Source organism: Saccharopolyspora antimicrobica (assembly GCF_003635025.1).
GTDB classification, from domain to species: Bacteria; Actinomycetota; Actinomycetes; order Mycobacteriales; family Pseudonocardiaceae; genus Saccharopolyspora; species Saccharopolyspora antimicrobica.
This window is the reverse complement of sequence record NZ_RBXX01000002.1, coordinates 1,383,483-1,399,012: the sequence shown is the minus strand read 5'-3', so window position 1 is coordinate 1,399,012 and position 15,530 is coordinate 1,383,483. Positions and strand designations below refer to the sequence as shown.

The 15,530-nt window shown below is 71.7% G+C and carries 15 protein-coding genes; 10 read left to right on the top strand and 5 right to left on the bottom strand.

Annotated elements, in window-relative coordinates; genetic code table 11:
* The first annotated feature begins 98 nt into the window (after positions 1-98).
* From ATL45_RS07045 to ATL45_RS07005, 9 genes are all read left to right on the top strand, one after another.
* A complete protein-coding gene (locus ATL45_RS07045) occupies positions 99-1,031 on the top strand; it encodes a phosphate/phosphite/phosphonate ABC transporter substrate-binding protein (protein WP_093153377.1) in 933 nt (310 codons plus the stop codon).
* Between the two features lie 253 nt (positions 1,032-1,284).
* Positions 1,285-2,016, top strand: a complete 732-nt coding sequence (locus tag ATL45_RS07040; RefSeq protein ID WP_246025199.1) for a GntR family transcriptional regulator — start codon at positions 1,285-1,287, stop codon at positions 2,014-2,016.
* Positions 2,013-2,429, top strand: a complete 417-nt coding sequence (locus ATL45_RS07035; protein WP_093153383.1) for a phosphonate C-P lyase system protein PhnG — start codon at positions 2,013-2,015, stop codon at positions 2,427-2,429. The genes ATL45_RS07040 and ATL45_RS07035 overlap by 4 nt, the downstream gene beginning before the upstream one ends.
* Positions 2,429-3,031 carry a phosphonate C-P lyase system protein PhnH gene (phnH, locus tag ATL45_RS07030; protein ID WP_093153386.1) on the top strand — a complete coding sequence of 201 codons (603 nt, stop codon included), beginning with the start codon at positions 2,429-2,431 and terminating at the stop codon, positions 3,029-3,031. Before ATL45_RS07035 ends, phnH begins: the two co-directional genes overlap by 1 nt.
* Positions 3,031-4,164: a carbon-phosphorus lyase complex subunit PhnI gene (locus tag ATL45_RS07025; RefSeq protein WP_093153389.1), complete on the top strand. Its 1,134-nt coding sequence runs from the start codon at positions 3,031-3,033 to the stop codon at positions 4,162-4,164. Before phnH ends, ATL45_RS07025 begins: the two co-directional genes overlap by 1 nt.
* Entirely contained in the window at positions 4,161-5,939 is a 1,779-nt protein-coding gene (locus ATL45_RS07020; protein WP_093153392.1) for an alpha-D-ribose 1-methylphosphonate 5-phosphate C-P-lyase PhnJ, read from the top strand. The genes ATL45_RS07025 and ATL45_RS07020 overlap by 4 nt, the downstream gene beginning before the upstream one ends.
* A 7-nt stretch (positions 5,940-5,946) precedes the next feature.
* Positions 5,947-6,675 (top strand): ATP-binding cassette domain-containing protein, encoded by a 729-nt coding sequence (locus ATL45_RS07015; protein ID WP_093153395.1) that lies wholly within the window; start codon positions 5,947-5,949, stop codon positions 6,673-6,675.
* A gap of 82 nt (positions 6,676-6,757) precedes the next feature.
* A complete protein-coding gene (locus tag ATL45_RS07010) occupies positions 6,758-7,942 on the top strand; it encodes an alpha-D-ribose 1-methylphosphonate 5-triphosphate diphosphatase (protein WP_093153398.1) in 1,185 nt (394 codons plus the stop codon).
* Positions 7,939-8,772: an inositol monophosphatase family protein gene (locus ATL45_RS07005; protein WP_246025198.1), complete on the top strand. Its 834-nt coding sequence runs from the start codon at positions 7,939-7,941 to the stop codon at positions 8,770-8,772. The genes ATL45_RS07010 and ATL45_RS07005 overlap by 4 nt, the downstream gene beginning before the upstream one ends.
* Before the next feature lie 13 nt (positions 8,773-8,785).
* Here ATL45_RS07005 and ATL45_RS07000 read toward each other — a convergent pair whose 3' ends face one another.
* Complete coding sequence (locus tag ATL45_RS07000) at positions 8,786-9,691, bottom strand: IS5 family transposase (protein WP_211841166.1); 906 nt, start codon at positions 9,689-9,691, stop codon at positions 8,786-8,788.
* A 338-nt stretch (positions 9,692-10,029) separates the two neighbouring features.
* Between ATL45_RS07000 and ATL45_RS06995 the strand changes: the two genes are divergently transcribed.
* Positions 10,030-10,362, top strand: coding sequence for a hypothetical protein (locus ATL45_RS06995; protein ID WP_177242123.1), 333 nt, complete (start codon positions 10,030-10,032; stop codon positions 10,360-10,362).
* A gap of 207 nt (positions 10,363-10,569) precedes the next feature.
* Here ATL45_RS06995 and ATL45_RS06990 read toward each other — a convergent pair whose 3' ends face one another.
* From ATL45_RS06990 to ATL45_RS06975, 4 genes are all read right to left on the bottom strand, one after another.
* Positions 10,570-11,391: an FAD binding domain-containing protein gene (locus ATL45_RS06990; protein WP_093161018.1), complete on the bottom strand. Its 822-nt coding sequence runs from the start codon at positions 11,389-11,391 to the stop codon at positions 10,570-10,572.
* Positions 11,388-11,861: a (2Fe-2S)-binding protein gene (locus ATL45_RS06985; RefSeq protein ID WP_093161015.1), complete on the bottom strand. Its 474-nt coding sequence runs from the start codon at positions 11,859-11,861 to the stop codon at positions 11,388-11,390. Before ATL45_RS06985 ends, ATL45_RS06990 begins: the two co-directional genes overlap by 4 nt.
* Positions 11,862-12,096: 235 nt before the next feature.
* Positions 12,097-14,355 carry a xanthine dehydrogenase family protein molybdopterin-binding subunit gene (locus ATL45_RS06980; protein ID WP_093161012.1) on the bottom strand — a complete coding sequence of 753 codons (2,259 nt, stop codon included), beginning with the start codon at positions 14,353-14,355 and terminating at the stop codon, positions 12,097-12,099.
* A gap of 98 nt (positions 14,356-14,453) precedes the next feature.
* Positions 14,454-15,455 (bottom strand): LLM class flavin-dependent oxidoreductase, encoded by a 1,002-nt coding sequence (locus tag ATL45_RS06975; RefSeq protein WP_093161009.1) that lies wholly within the window; start codon positions 15,453-15,455, stop codon positions 14,454-14,456.
* Between the last annotated feature and the right edge of the window lie 75 nt (positions 15,456-15,530).

The following is a 15,530-nucleotide window of genomic DNA, read 5'->3' as shown; positions in this document are numbered from 1 at the left end:
CGTCCCGCAGCGTTCCGCTGCGCGTAACCCGCAGCCGACGGCTCCTCCACCTGTCTTGCGCACTCTTTCGGCGCAACTTCGCGATCGGAGGACCAGCAATGCTCAACGTTTCCCGGCGGCTGCTCGCCGTCCTCGCCTGCGCGGCGCTGCCGCTGGGGCTCGCCGCCTGCGGCCCGAGCGCGGCGAGCGACACCGGCGCGCGCAACCCGGACGAGCTGGTGTTCGCCTCGATCCCGTCGGAGGAGTCCACCAGCCTGGAGCAGGAGTTCAAGCCGCTGGTGGACCTGCTGGCGGCGGAGACCGGCAAGAAGATCCGGGTGGAGAAGGCCACCGACTACGCCGCCGTCATCGAGGGCCAGCGCACCGGGAAGATCGACATCGCCATGTACGGGCCGCTGTCCTACGTGGTGGCGCGCAACAGCGGGGTGCGGGTCACGCCGGTCGGCGCGCAGGTCGAGACGCCGGGCAGCGTGCCCGGCTACCGCGCCTACGGGCTCGTGCGGGCCGACTCGCCGATCCAGCGCATCGAGGAGTTCGGCGGCAAGCAGGTGTGCTTCGTCGACCCGAACTCGACCTCCGGCTACCTCTACCCGAAGGCCGCGCTGCGGACCGCGGGGGTCGACGTCGAGCGCGACGTGCGGCCGGTGATGGCCGGTGGGCACGACGCCTCCGCGCTGGCGGTGCAGAGCCGGCAGTGCGATGCGGGCTTCGCCTACGACACCATGGTGGACAAGCTGCTGCCGGAGAAGGGCAACCTCCAGCCGGGCGCGCTGCGGGTGGTGTGGCGCTCGGAGGTGATCCCCGGGTCGCCGGCGGCGATCTCCGACGACCTCGACCCGGCGTTGAAGGAGAAGGTGGTCCAGGCCTTCCGCACCAAGGCCAACGCGGACTACCTGAAGGCCAACGGGTTCTGCACCGACGACTGCGAGATCGGCGGCTACTGGGGCTTCGCCCCCGCCGACGACGCGACCTTCGACAGCGTCCGCCAGGTCTGCGAGGTCACCCGCGCCAAGCAGTGCACCGAGAGCTGACCCGGTGCCGGTGGTGGCCGCGGTTTCCGGTGGGAACCGCGGCCCCCACTGCTATGCGCACCGTTTTCCCTGGTCAGGTCCCGTGAGTGCTTTGTGGTGCTATAGCCACCCAAAGTACTCACGGGCTTTTACCAGGGGAAACGGAGCTGTTCGCCGGACCTTGTGACAAGTGGGCGGGGTGTTCACCTGGGCGGTCCTCGGCGTTGGGGCGGGTGAAGTTGTCCGGACAAGCTCGGCGCGCAGGCTTCCGGTCGTGGTCAGGAGCCGGTACGTGGAAATGGCCGATGTGCTCGCCGCCGAGCTCGCGGGGCTGCCCGCGGGCACCCGGATCGCCGGTGAGCACGAGATCGCCGCGCGGTTCGAGGTCGGCCGGGCGGCGGCTCGGGCGGCGGTGCAGGAGCTGGAGCAGCGGTTGCTGGTCCGCCGGGTGCGCGGGTCCGGGACGTTCGTCAACAAGCGCATCGACTACGTGATCTCCCAGCGCAGGGCGCCTTCGTGGCACCAGACGGTGCGCGAGGCCGGGGCCGAGCCGCGCTCGGTGGTGCGCGACGTGCAGCGCGCGCCACTGCCCGCCGAGGAAGCCGAGCGGCTGGAACGGCCGGTCGGCAGCGCGGCGAGCCTGCTGGTCCGCCAGTACTACGTCGACGACCTGCTGCACGGCTGGTCCAACGAGTGGATCCCGGCCGACGTGCTGGCCGACGTCGACATCGCCGTGCACGCGGTCGAGTCGGTCGACGCGATCCTGCGCCAGATGAGCCGCGTGCAGCCGGTCCGGTCCTGGTGCCGGGTCAGCTACGCACTGCCCGGACCGGAGGTGGTGGCCGGGCTGGAGGTCGAGTCCGGCCGGCCGGTGTGGCTGGTGGAGAGCGTCAGCCGCGACGCGGGCAGCGGTCGGCCGGTGCTGTGCAGCCGCTCGTGGTCACGCCCAGATTCCGCCCGGATCGTCGTCGAGATGGATGGGCCGTACCAACCGGAGGACGAGTGAACAGGGAACAGCGGGCCGCGCTGCTCGCGGTGGCCGAACCGGACGAGCTGATCGAGCTGGCCGATGCCTGCCTCGCCACCGGCTCCGCACCGACGGTGCTGGTGGCGCCGGAGGTCGGGTGCGTGTCGGTGCAGGTGCGGGAGCCCGTCGTGCGCGACCGGTTCCTGCTCGGCGACGTGCTCGCCTGCCGCGCCGAGGTGGAGCTGGACGGCTCGCGGGGCTGGTCGATGCGCCTCGGCGACGACCGGGCCGCCGCGCTGGCCGCGGCGATCCTGGACGCCGCGGTGGAGGCCGGGCGCGCCGGGGACGAGGTCGACGAACTGTGCGCGCGGGTCCGCGAGCGGCAGCGCGCCGCCGAACACGCCGAGTGGGCCGAGCTGGCCCCGACGATCGTCGAATTCGAGGAACTGTGATGACCGCGTCCCTGGCGCCGCAGCAGGCGCAACAGGTGTTCCGCACCGTGCTGGACGCCCTCTCCCGACCGGGCGAGGTGCTCCGTCTTCCCGCAATTTCAATGGAAATCGCACGTCAAAATTCCATTGAAATCGCACGTCCAACTTCAATGGAAATTGCGTCCTCCCGAGTCCCGGCCGCGCTGTTGCCGGTGTTGGCGCTGGCCGATCTGGACACTCCCGTGCACGTCGACGGCTGGGCCGATCTCGTGCGCACCCAGACCTCCGCGCCGCTCGTCGAGCGCACCGGTGCTCGGCTCGCCGCGCTGCTCGAACCGGTCGAGGACCTGGCCGGGTTCCCGGTCGGCAGCGCCGGGGCTCCGGAGGAGGCCGCGCTGGTCGCGCTCGCGGTGCGGGGCTTCGGCGACGGGCCGCTGCTGCGGTTGTCCGGGCCGGGCGTGCCGGGGCACCGCGAGCTTCGGGTGTCCGGGCTGCCCGCGGACTTCGCCGCGCAGCGGCGGGAGCTGATCGACTTCCCCGCCGGGTTCGACCTGCTGCTGGTGGCGCCGGACGGCGAGGTCGTCGGGCTGCCGCGATCCACCCGAGTCGAGGAAGGTGCCTGATGGGATATTCCGGAGTCCGCGGCGGGATGGAGGCCATCCTCGCCGCCGAACGGCTGGTGCGCCGCTCGCGCGACCACGCGCCCGCCGAGTGGGCCAGCACCGAGCAGATCGTGCTGCGCTTCCGGCTGGCCGTCGACCGGATCATGGGTGAGGCGGGGCTCTACCACTCGCCGACCGCCGCGGACGCGTTCCGCCAGGCCGAGGGCGACGTGCTGGAGGCGGCGCACCTGGTACGCGCGCACCGCTCGACGCTGCCGCGCCTGGCGGTCACCGAGCCCGTCGATCCCGACGAGATGGTGGTGCTGCGCCGCATCGTCCCGGCCAACCGCACGCCGGACGGCCCGCAGCTGCTCGGCCGCACCACCGACTACACCGGCCGCTTGCTCGAGAGGGAGGGCGATTTCGCGCGAGATCGCGCCGAGCCCCGCACGGAGGACGACGATTCCGCGCGAAATCGCCAGCCCGAGCGCACACCCGAGCAGCGGCACCCCCGCCGCTTCTACCAGCTGCTGCGCGATCTCGACCTGGTCGTCGAGCACGGCGAACCGGCTGAAGACCCGGAACCGTTCGACATCACCCGCCGCGCCGCCCGCCCGCCGGCGCCGCGCTCGGCGGTGCTGTCGAGCATGGCCCGCGCCGAGACCGGTGCGCTGGTCGGGCTCTGGTACCGGTCGATCCTCGGGCCGGACGGCGACGTCCACGAGATCACCCTCGGCGACACCCGGCACGGCCGCGTGCCGCTGCGGGTCGTGCACCCGCACACCGGAAAGCCCGTGCAGATCGGCGAGATCCGGGTGACCGAGGCGGAGGGCATCGAGGACCTCGACGGGGCGGAGGAGGACCGCACCCGCTTCGACGTCGGATACGGGCTCTGCTTCGGGCACAACGAGCGCAAGGCGATCGCGATGGCCAACCTGGACATCGCCTGGCGCCGCGCCGAGGAGGACAGCCCGCTGGAGCAGCTGCTGCTGCTCACCACCGACGGGCTCGATTCGGGCGGCTTCCTGGAACACCTGAAGCTGCCGCACTACGTGACGTTCCGGTCCATGGTGGACCGCAAGCTGGCCCGGCGGGAGGCGCGGGGCTCGACCGGGCCGCGCGTGCCGGAGCCGTTCGGGGAGGAGTGCCGATGAGCACGGCGGTGCGGGATCTGCTGGTGGACGACGAGAACGCCGCCGGGATCCTCGACGAAGGCGCCAAGCGCGAGATCCGCCGGGCCGCGCTGGTGGCGGTGTGCGTACCCGGCTACCAGGTGCCGTTCGGCTCCCGGGAGATGCCGGTGGCGCGCGGCTGGGGCTCCGGTGGCCTGCAGGTGACGCTGGCCGTCATCGGCGAGCCGGACGTGGTGAAGGTGATCGACCAGGGCGACGACGGCGGCGTCAACGCCGTCAACCTGCGCCGGATGATCTCCGCGACCACCGGCTGCGCGGCCAGCACCGACACCCGGGAGGCCACGGTCATCCAGACCAGGCACCGGATTCCGGAGGAGAAGCTGACCCGTCAGCACGTGCTGGTCTACCAGGTTCCGGTGCCGGAACCGCTGCGCGGCGTGCAGAAGTCCGTCGTGGAGTGCGCCCGGATGCACGCCGAGAACGACTACTCGGCGATGTGGGTCAGCCTGTACGAGGACATGGTCCGCAACGGCGTGATCACCAAGTCGACCGGCTACCCGGTGCTGGTCGACGGCCGGTACGTGCTGGCCACCAGCCCGGTGCCGCGCTGGGACGTGCCCAAGCTGCACCAGTGCGAGCACCTCAACCTCTACGGCGCGGGCCGGGAGAAGCGGATCTACGCGATCCCGCCGCACACCGACGTGGTGCCGCTGACCTTCGACGACATCCCGTTCGAGGTCGAGCAGGTGCCGGGCGCGAGCTGCAAGTACTGCGGCTCCACCACCAGCTTCCTGGTCGACGGCGGCGCGGGCGAGTACGTGTGCAGTGACTCGGACTGGTGCTCCCGCGTCGAGGCCGGTGACGCCGACGTGGTCGGCCACCGGCTGCCCGCCGAGCTGCTGCCCGCGGTGGACCGGCGCCCGGTGGAGGTCGTCGAAGCGCCCCGCCCGGTCGACGGTCCTGAGTGGACGCTCCGGGTCGAGGGCATCGGCCGCGTCTACGGCCCTGGAGGCGCGGGCGCCGTGCCCGGGACCGGGCCGGAGCACGGCACCGCGACCAGCCCGGGCACCGGTGCCGTGGTCGCGGCCTGGGACGTCTCCTTCGACGTCGCGCCCGGCGAGGCGCTCGGCATCATCGGCGAGTCCGGATCGGGCAAGTCGACCGCGCTGCGCTGCGTCATCGGCGACGAGCCCGCGACCAGCGGCAGCGTCTACCTCTCCAGCGTCGACGGCGGCGGGACGGATCTGCTGGGGCTGGACTCCGCGCAGCGCCGGAAGCTGCGGGTGGACACCATGGCCGTGGTCTACCAGGACCCCGCCGCCGGGCTCGACCTGCGCGTCACCGCGGGCGGCAACGTCGCCGAGCGACTGACCGCCGCGGGCTGGCGCGGCTACCGCGCGATCCGCAAGCGGGCCGCGGAGCTGCTGGACCGGGTGGAGGTGCCGCTGTCCCGGATGGACGACCCGGTGGCCACCTTCTCCGGCGGCATGCGGCAGCGCGTGCAGATCGCCAAGGCCCTGGCCACCGAACCGCCGGTGCTGCTGCTCGACGAGCCCACCACCGGGCTGGATGCCTCGGTGGCCGCCGGGGTCCTCGACCTGCTGCGCGGGCTGCTCAGCGAGCGGGACATCGCGGCGGTGGTGGTCAGCCACGACTTCGCCGTGATCGAGGCGCTGACCGACCGCAGCCTGGTGATGCAGCTCGGCCGGGTCGTCGAGCGCGGCCTCACCGACCAGCTCTTCGCCGACCCGCACCACCCCTACACGCAGCGGCTCGTCGCGGCCGCCCGGAGGTGAGTCCACAGTGGAAACCGTGTTGACCGTGCGCGGTCTGCGCAAGACCTTCACGCTGCACACCATCGACGGCCGCACCGTGGTCTCGCTGCGCGGCGTGGACCTCGACGTGCACGCCGGCGAGCACGTGGCCATCGCGGGGCCGAGCGGCGCGGGCAAGTCCAGCCTGCTGCGCTGCACCCAGCGCAGCTACCTGCCCGACGCCGGTTCGGTGGTGCTGCACACCGACGACGGCCCGGTGGATCTCGTCGGCCTGCCGGATCGAACCCTCGCCCGCCTGCGCGGCAGGCAGCTCGGCTACGTCTCGCAGTTCCTCTCCGCACCGCCGCGCACCGGGCCGCTGGAGGTCGTCGCGGCAGCGGCCCGCCGCCGAGGTCTGGACCGGGCCGAAGCGCGCGACGCCGCAGCTGAGTCGCTGCGCCGGCTGGCCCTGGACGAGGCGCTGTGGGACGTGGACTGCGGTGTCCTGTCGGGCGGCGAGCGGCAGCGGGTCAACCTCGCCGCAGGCACCGTCCGGCCGCCCCGGCTGTTGCTGCTGGACGAGCCGGTCTCGGCGCTGGACCCGGCCAACCGCGAACGCGCGCTGGAGCTGATCGCGTCCCTGACCGACCAGGGCGTGGCGGTGCTGGCGGTGTTCCACGACCTCGACGCGATCCGCCGCCTGGCAACCCGCGTGGTGGAGATGGCAGATGGCCGGATCGTTCGCTCCGGCACGGCCGAGGAGGTGCTGGCGGCATGAGCATCGGAGGTCGTGAGTGCGTAACAGTGTTCCAGCCCGGTTTCGCACTCACGAGAGTTCGTGACGCGGAGGTGGTCCCGGCATGAGCAGCGCAGTGGGGGTTCAGAGCTGGTCGTTGGCCGCTACGCCGCAGGACTACGTGCTCGGGCACGTGCGCGCGGTGCTGCCGGAACGGGTCACCGATGACAGCCGGATCGTGGTGCGCGGTGGGCGGATCGAGGCGGTGGAGGACCACCCGGCGGGTGCGTCGTGCGACGTCGACGGCGGCGGGTTGCTGTGCATCCCCGGGCTGATCGACGTGCACAGCGACGCGCTGGAACGGGAGCGCATGCCGCGGCCTTCCGCTGTGCTGCCTTGGGATTTCGCGCTGCTGTCGCTGGAGGGCAAGCTGCGCGCGGCGGCCGTCACGACGGTGTTCCACGGCGCGGCGTTCCAGCACAAGACCTCGCGCGGGACGGAGCGCACGGTCGGCGGTGCGGCGGAGCTGTGCGAGACCGTGCGCGCCAGGGGAGCCGGGCCGGTGGACCACCGCGTGCTGTACCGCCTGGACGTGCGGTCGGCGGAAGGCGCGAAAGCGCTGGCCGCGGAGCTGGCCGTCGCGGACCGCGGTGCGCTGGTGTCGCACGAGGACCACACGCCCGGCATCGGTCAGTACGTCGACCGGCGGCAGCTGGAGCGCTATCTCGTCGGTGCCGACGGATTGACGCCGGATGAGGCCGAGCAGCACGTCACCGACATGATCGCCGAGCGCGGTGAGCTGCTCGACGTGCGCGAGGACAACCTCGCCTGGCTGGGCGAACTCGCCAGGGCAGGCGAAATCCGGTTGCTCGGCCATGACCCGGAGTCGGCGGAGGAGATCGGCGCGCTGTGCACCAGGGGCGGTGCGGTGGCGGAGTTCCCGACCACCACGGCGGCGGCCGTCGCGGCGCGCGAGCACGGGCTGCCGGTCGTCGCGGGCGCCCCGAACGTCCTACGTGGACACTCGCACGCCGGGAACGTCTCGGCCCGCGAGCTCGCCTGCCGCGGCCTGGTCACCGCGCTGGCCTCGGACTACCTGCCGTCGGGCCTGCTGGCCGCGGTGTTCCGGCTGGTCGACGACCTCGGGCTGCCCGCCGCGCTCGCCCTGGTGACCGCCGGTCCGGCCGAGGTCGCGGGCTTGGCCGACCGGGGCCGCCTGGAACCGGGCCTCCGCGCCGACCTGGCGCTCGTCGATCCGAGCGGCCGGTGGCCGCAGGTCCGCGCCGTCCTGCCGGGAGGTGCGGCGTGATCGGGTGGTCGGTGCCGGATCCGCAGATCCCCACCGCGGCGCACGCGGTCCTCGCGTCGGCGGCCAAAGCGGCGTCGGCTGCCTTCCGCGACGCACGGGCCCGCTTCGACCGGAAGCAGCTCGCCGAGACGTCGTCGATCGGAGCCGACGGCACCGCATCGATGCGGCTGGACCTGCTGGTGGAGGCGGCGATCGCCGAGGTCGCCGAAGCGCACCGGATCAACCTGCTCAGCGAGGAGATCGGCTTCGTCGACAACGGCTCCGCGGTGACCCTGGTGGCCGATCCGGTGGACGGCACGGCCAACGCGGCTTCCGGAGTGCCGCTCTCGGCGTTCTCCGGCGCGATCGTGGTCGACGGCAAGCCGGTGGAGGCGCTGACCAGCTGGCTGGACACCGGCCGCTGCTGGCACGCGGTGGTCGGGCAGAGCACGGAGTTGCGCACCAGCGGGCGGAAAGCGCTCGACGGCGCGGCGGTCAGCCTGCTGCGCCCGCACGAGCGCAGCGCGGACGCGTGGTGGCGGGTGGCGAAGCGGGCGGCGCGGGTGCGGATCCTGTCCACGACGTGCCTGGAAGCGATGCTGGTCGCGGAGGGCTCGACGGACGCCTTCGCCGATGCCGACTCCGACACCCACCGCATCGTCGACCTGGTGGCGGCCATGGTCGTCGTCCCCGGAGCCGGCGGCGCGGTTCTCGACGTCCACGGCCGCCCGCTGGAGATCGCCCCGGATCTCCGCCGCCGCTGGTCCGGAGTCGTGGCGGCGACCCCGGAACTCGCCGAAGAACTCGCCGCCACCATCAGGGGCTCCGTTTCCGCAGGTCAAGGACCGTGAGTACTTTGTGGCGCTATAGAGGTTGTTTTGGATCTTGTTGGGTGGTGTGTGGTAGGCGGGCGAGTCTGCGTGTCATGTGGATGATGGCGGCCCAGCAGACGATGGTGGCGTGGTGTTCGGGGAGGCGTTCGTAGTCGCGGGCGCAGCGTCGTCGTCGGCTGATCCAGGCCAGGGTGCGCTCGACGACCCAGCGGCGAGGCAGGACTTGGAAGCCTTTCTGTCCGGGGTGTCGGTAGACGATGTTCACGGTCAGGCCGAGGACGTTGTTGGCGTGTTCGGTGAGGGGTCCTTCGTAGCCTTGATCGGCCCAGACGTGTGTGAGTCCGCGTGAGGCGGCTCCGTGGAGTGCGGGCCAGGCGGCGTCGCGGTCCTGGACGTTGGCGGGGGTGATCACCACGGAGACCAGCAGGCCGAGGGTGTCGGTGACGATGTGGCGTTTGCGGCCGTTGACTTTCTTGTGGGGGTCGAACCCGCTGCTGTGGCGGGGCACGGTGGCCTCGGCGGTCTTGTGCACCGACTGGGAGTCGATGCAGCCGGCGCTGGGACGGGCGTTGCGGCCCAGGGCGGTGCGCAGCCGTCTGCGCAGCGTGTCGAGGAGGTGATGGGTGGCCAGATTGCGGGACCAGCGGCGCAGCATGCCGTAGACGGTCTGCCAGGGCGGGAAATCGGCGGGCAGGTTGCGCCATTTGTTGCCGTTGTCCACCACGTAGAAGATCGCGTCGATCATGGTGCGGCGGGAGTGTTTCTCCGGCCGTCCACCCAGCCCGGTGGTGGTCAACGGTGCCGGGAGCAGGGGTTTGAGGATCTCCCACTGGGCATCGGTGAGATCCGAGGCGTAGCGGCGTCGGCGGGTCCAACAGCCGCACGTGCAGCGGCACCCCCGCCGATCGACGGCGACAGGTACAGGGTTCAATGGCATGGCGGGTTCTTGTGATCGCAGGCTTAGACAACCTCAGCGATAACAAGAACCCGCCCTGCTTTTCAGCCCCTGAGCCCCACCCGTGATGATCTTGAGCCCATATCACAACCACCCAACCCAAGATCCAAAACAGCCTCTATAGCACCACAAAGTACTCACGGGTCCCCACCTGCGGAAATGGCGCCCGCGAGCTCCGGCTGAGTTCCCGGAACTGATCAGGGGCGCACCCCGGGAGATCCCTGATGCCGCACGGCACCCGGATCGCGAAGACTGGATCACGTCGGCGGCCGGAGAGCGGCGGCCGGCGCGATCCGAACTCATCACGAGAAGGAGAGTGCGTGGCTTTCACGCAGGAGAGCAGTGACTCGATGCCCGCGGGTGCCCGTGCCACGGTGCAGGTGACGCCCAACCCGACGACCGAACGAGGTCAGCAGGTGACGATCACCGGGCACTGCGGCGGCGGTACCGGGCTGCGGGCCGTCGTCAGCGGTGTCGACGGGCGGCCGGTCCTGGAGGACGTCGAGATCATCGAGTCCGGCCCCGATCGGTTCGAGGCCAGGGCGAAGCTCCGCGAGACGGTCGGCAACGGGGTTGGGCCCGTGCTGGTCGACTGCGGCGGCGAGGCGGGCGTGACCCTGCTCGTCACCCACGTGACGAGCAACCCCGCCTGACACCAGCACGAACGAAACCACGACGGCGGCGACAGCGAGGGCGGACTTCGCCGCCGCCCCGGTTCCCGGGGGTCTGCGAGCGCGGTGGACGCGGTTCCAGTCGAAGTCGAGGGCCTGATTTCCACTGGAAGCGCGGGGAAAGGCGTGGTGCTCGCTCGGGGGATGGACGAGGGCACCCGCGACCAGGTCGCGGGTGCCCTCGCCTCGTCATGCCCTGCGGGCCGCGGCGGCTTCCAGGGCCCTGCGGACCAGGACCTTCGCCAGGTGCTTGCGGTAGTCCGCGGTCGCGCTCGCCTGGTCCGGCGGGGAGGTGTCCTCCGCCGCTCGCTCCGCGGCTTCGGCCGGGCTCGCCCCGCTCGCCAGCGCCTCTTCGACGCCGCGCGCCCGCATCGGCGCCGGGCCCATGTTCACCAGCGCCACGCGGTCGCCCGCGACGGCCACGCCGACCACCGCCCAGTCGATCGCGCGCTTGGTGAACTTCTGGAAGTCCCAGCCCTGCGCGGGGTTCTTCGCCACCCGGATCTCCACCAGCAGCTCGTCCTCGCCGAGCGCCGTTTCGAAGAAGTCGGTGAAGAACTCCGTCGCCGGGATCTCCCGCCTGCCCGACGGGCCCTGCGCGACCAGCACCGCGTCCAGCGCCAGCGCCACCGCGGGCAGGTCCGAGGCCGGGTCGCCGTGCACCAGCGAACCGCCGATGGTGCCGCGGTGGCGGACCTGCGGGTCGCCGATGGTGCCCGCCGCGTGCGCGAGCAGCGGAACCTCCCGGGCCAGCAGCTCCGAGTGCTCCAGGTCGTGGTGCCGGGTCAGCGCGCCGATGCGGATCTCGTCGCCGTCCTCGCGCACGTAGGACAGCTCGTGCAGACCGCCGAGGTCGATCAGCACCTCCGGCACTGCCAGCCGCAGCTTCATCAGCGGCAGCAGCGAATGCCCGCCGGCCAGCAGCTTCGCGTCGTCGCCGTGCTCGGCGAGCAGGCTCAGCGCCTCCTCGACGGAACCGGCCTTCTTGTAGGTGAACGCGGCGGGGATCATTCCGCGGCCCCCTGCTTCTCCTCGGCCGCGGACAGCACGGCCTCGACGATGTTGTGGTAACCGGTGCAGCGGCAGAGGTTGCCCTCCAGCCCGGCGCGCACCTCGGCCTCGGTCGGGTTCGGGTTCTCCTCGATCAGCGACACCGAGGCCATCACCATGCCCGGGGTGCAGAACCCGCACTGCAGGCCGTGCTTGCGCTGGAAGGCCCGCTGCATCGGGTGCAGCTCGTCGCCGTCGGCGAGGCCCTCGATGGTGGTCACCTGGTGGCCGTCGGCCTGCGCGGCCAGCACGGTGCACGACTTCACCGATTCGCCGTCGAGCAGCACCGTGCACGCGCCGCAGGACGTGGTGTCGCACCCGATGTTGGTACCGGTCAGCCCGCAGTCGTCCCGCAGGTACTGGACGAGCAGGGTGCGGTCCTCGACCTCGTGGCTGCGCTGCTCGCCGTTGACGTTGATCGAAACTTGCACGAAACGAACTCCTAAGAACCTGTCACGGATCCTGGTCTTGGTCTTTGTCCTTGAAACGCCGGAGGCGTTTGGCCCACCTTCGGCGCCTGCGCCGCCGCGGGTTCTCAGCGTTCGCCTGGCGAGGACGGCCCGGCCGCCGTGTATTGGTCATACATCAGGCCGGGCATCCGGAGTCCAGGCGGGCGCTGAGGTTCCGCTACCCGCACCGCTGCGCAAAACGAGTTCGGAGACAGTTTTATGCCTCGTTGATGGCCCGCCACACTCGTTCAGGTGTGGTCGGCATGTCGATGTGCCGGACGCCGAGGTGGGCCACCGCGTCCACCACCGCGTTCTGCACCGCGGGCGTGGCACCGATGGTGCCCGCTTCGCCGATCCCCTTCACGCCCAACGGGTTGAGCGTCGTGGGAGTTTCCATCGTGAGCAGCTCGAAGCTGGGCAGCTCGGCCGCGGTGATGAAGGCGTACTCGGCGAGGCTGGCGTTCAGCGGGTTGCCGTCGGCGTCGTAGGTGATCTCCTCCAGCAGCGCCTGCGCGGCGCCCTGGGCGATGCCGCCGTGGCGCTGGCCCTCGGTGAGGACCGGGTTGAGGATCGTCCCGGCGTCGTCGACCGTCACGTGCCGGAGGTAGTCCACCTTGCCGGTCTCGGTGTCCACTTCGACCACCGCGAGGTGCGAGCCGAACGGGAACGTCGGCCGGTCCTCGGTGAACCGGACGTCGGCGGCCAGCCCGTCCTCTGCCTTCGCGGCCAGTTCCGCCCACGACAGCGCGACGTTCGGCGTGCCGCGCACCTGCCACTTGCCCTCGGCCAGCTCCAGGTCGGCCTCGTCGATCTCGATCAGCTCGGCGGCCAGCTTGCGGGCCTTCTCCTTGACGTCGACCGCGGCGCGGTGCACCGCCGATCCGCCCAGCTGCAGCGACCGCGAGCCCATCGTGCCCACGCCTTCGGGGATCAGGTCGGTGTCGCCGTGCACGACCTCGATCTTGTCCAGGTCGATGCCCAGCTGGTCGGACACCAGCATCGCGTAGGAGGTCCAGTGGCCCTGCCCGTGCGGAGAACTGCCGGTGAGCACCAGGACGCTGCCGTCCGGGCGGACCTCCACGTGCCCGGTCTCGCCCTCGGTGTTGTTCGGCGCGGTGATCTCCACGTAGCTGGCCAGCCCGATGCCCAGCTGCCGGGTGGCGCCCTCGGCCCGGCGCTTGGCCTGCTCCTCGCGCAGCGCCGGGTAGTCGGCGGCCTCCAGGACCGCGTCCAGGCCCTTGACGTACTCGCCGGTGTCGTAGGTCATCCCGCCCGGCGTCTTGTACGGGAACTGCTCGGGCCGCACCAGGTTCCGCCGCCGCACCTCGGCCGGGTCGACGCCGATCTCGGCGGCGAACAGGTCCATCGCGCGCTCGACGGCCGCGGTCGCCTCCGGCCGTCCCGCGCCGCGGTAGGCGCCGATCGGCGTGGTGCTGGTGACCACCGCCCGCGCCCTCGACTGCACCTTCGGGATGTCGTAGACGCCGCTGACCATGAACCGGGTGAACAGCGGCAGGAACGCGCCCATCCGCGGGTAGGCGCCGACGTCCTGCACGATGTCGAGCTGGTAGGCCAGCACCGTCCCGTCGCGGCGCCCGCCGATGGTCACCACCTGCCGCTGCGCGCGGCCGTGGGTCATCGCGACCAGGTTCTCGCTGCGGCTCTCCACCCACTTGACCGGCCTGCCGACGCGCTTGGCCAGGAACGCCAGCAGCGCGGCCTCCTGCTCGACGCCGATCTTCGCGCCGAAGCCGCCGCCGACGTCGGGCGTGATCACCCGGACCTGCTCGCGCGGCAGCCCGAGGTTTTCCATCAGCGCGTCGCGGCAGCTCTGCGCGTTCTGGTTGGACAGCCACAGGGTGACCTTGTCGCCGCTCCACGCGCAGGCCGCGGTGCGCACCTCCAGCGGCGCGGCGGCCACCCGCTGGTTCTCGATCTGCTTGCGGACCACGACCTCGCAGTCGTCGAACAGCGAATCGTCCAGCTCGCCGCTGGTGCCGGTGGTGTTGGTGCCGGCCTCGGGGAACAGCAGGACCTCGTCGCGCAGGGCGTCGTCGACGTCCACGACGGCGTCCAGCGGGTCGTAGTCGACCGAGACCGCCTCGACGGCGTCCTCGCCCTGGGCGCGGGTCTCGGTGACCACCGCGACCACCGGTTCGCCGACGTAGCGCACCACCTCGCGGGCGAGGTGCGGGCGCGCCATCGCAGCCGGTGGTGGGCCGCTGATGCCGCCGTCCGGCGGGAACGCCGGGAGGTCGACGTCCGCACCGGTGAACACGCCGAGCACGCCCGGCAGGGCGCTGGCCTCGGTGGTGTCGATCTCGGTGATCCTGGCGTGTGCCAGCGGGCTGCGCACGAAGGTCACGTGCAGCGCGCCGGTCAGCTCGGGCTCGCGCAGGTCGTCGACGTAGGTCCCGCCGGCGGTGAGAAGGCGCGGGTCTTCACGGCGTTCGACCCTGGTGCCGAGAATGCTCAATGCTGCCTCGCAGACAAACGATCAGTTTCGGGAACCGGCAAGTGAGTCTGCTGGTGCGAATGCTGATCCACAAGACTCGACAGCGCTCGATCGGCGGGCTAGTCCCTGGCGAAGACCTGCGCCGCATCGCGGATGGTGCGCAGCGCGGCTTCGCGCGATCCCGCGCCTTCGGGCATCAGCAGCACGCGGCCGACGCCCAGCACCGACACCCGTTCGGCCAGCCGCCAGCGGCATTCCGCGACGTCGCCCGCGATGTGGCAGCCGACCAGCCGCGCGGCCCCGGCGAGGGCCTGCTCCTCGGTCGGCCGCGGCCGCTCGACCAGCGGCTTGCCCGCTTTCGCGATCTGCAGCTCGGTTTCCGCGATGCCGGTGGTCAGCAGCTGCTCCGCGGTGGCGGTGTCGTCGGCGATGGCGAAGTAGGAGGAGTCGATGTTGTCCTGCGGCTCCACCTGGTGGCCGTGCTCGGCGACCGCGGCGGCGTGCGCGTCGAGCACGGCCCGCTTGGTCGCCAGGTCGATGAACGGGCTGAGCAGCACGGGAACTCCGTGCCTGCCCGCCAGCCGTGCGGATTCGGGCGATCCGGAGGCCAGCACGAACGGTGTCCGGCGCGCCGCCGGTTCCGGGGTGATCGCGACCTCGTCGAACTGGTAGCGCTCGCCGCCGCCCTTCGCCCGGCCCTGCCGCAGCGCCTGCTCGAGCAGCGCCACGGACTCGGTGATGTCGCGGAACCCGGCCATCCCGGTGCCCAGGATCTCCTGGTCGACCAGCGGCTGGCCGCGTCCGACGCCGAGCGTGAAGCGGTCGCCGGAGAGGTGCTGGAGCACCGCGGCCTGCTCGGCGAGCGCGACCGGGTGGTGGTTGGGCAGCACGCACACCGCGGTGCCGACGTGCAGTTCCGTCCGGCCGAGGAGGAAGCCCGCCATCGCCAGCGCGGCGGAGTTCAGCACGCGGGGGTTGAAGTGGTGCTCGGTCGTCCACAGCTCGTCCCAGCCGTGCCGTTCGGCCTCCAGCGCGTAGTCGAGCGCCCATTCGAAGGTCTCGCGATCGCTCGCGGTGCCGAACGAGTCGGTGAACAGGACGAGTCCGTGCTGAGTGCGCATGATCGGCTCCTAATTTTCGTCTGCGATACGAAAATTAGCAGGGGAGCGCTCGGAGCGTCGAGCGGCTGGGCTACG

Bases quoted from the DNA above. Each gene is read 5' to 3' on its own strand.
- ATL45_RS07045 (WP_093153377.1), top strand. From the start codon at position 99: ATGCTCAACGTTTCCCGGCGGCTGCTCGCCGTCCTCGCCTGCGCGGCG.
- phnH (WP_093153386.1), top strand. From the start codon at position 2,429: ATGACCGCGTCCCTGGCGCCGCAGCAGGCGCAACAGGTGTTCCGCACC.
- ATL45_RS07025 (WP_093153389.1), top strand. From the start codon at position 3,031: ATGGGATATTCCGGAGTCCGCGGCGGGATGGAGGCCATCCTCGCCGCC.
- ATL45_RS07020 (WP_093153392.1), top strand. From the start codon at position 4,161: ATGAGCACGGCGGTGCGGGATCTGCTGGTGGACGACGAGAACGCCGCC.
- ATL45_RS07010 (WP_093153398.1), top strand. From the start codon at position 6,758: ATGAGCAGCGCAGTGGGGGTTCAGAGCTGGTCGTTGGCCGCTACGCCG.
- ATL45_RS07000 (WP_211841166.1), bottom strand. From the start codon at position 9,691: ATGCCATTGAACCCTGTACCTGTCGCCGTCGATCGGCGGGGGTGCCGC.
- ATL45_RS06990 (WP_093161018.1), bottom strand. From the start codon at position 11,391: ATGATCCCCGCCGCGTTCACCTACAAGAAGGCCGGTTCCGTCGAGGAG.
- ATL45_RS06975 (WP_093161009.1), bottom strand. From the start codon at position 15,455: ATGCGCACTCAGCACGGACTCGTCCTGTTCACCGACTCGTTCGGCACC.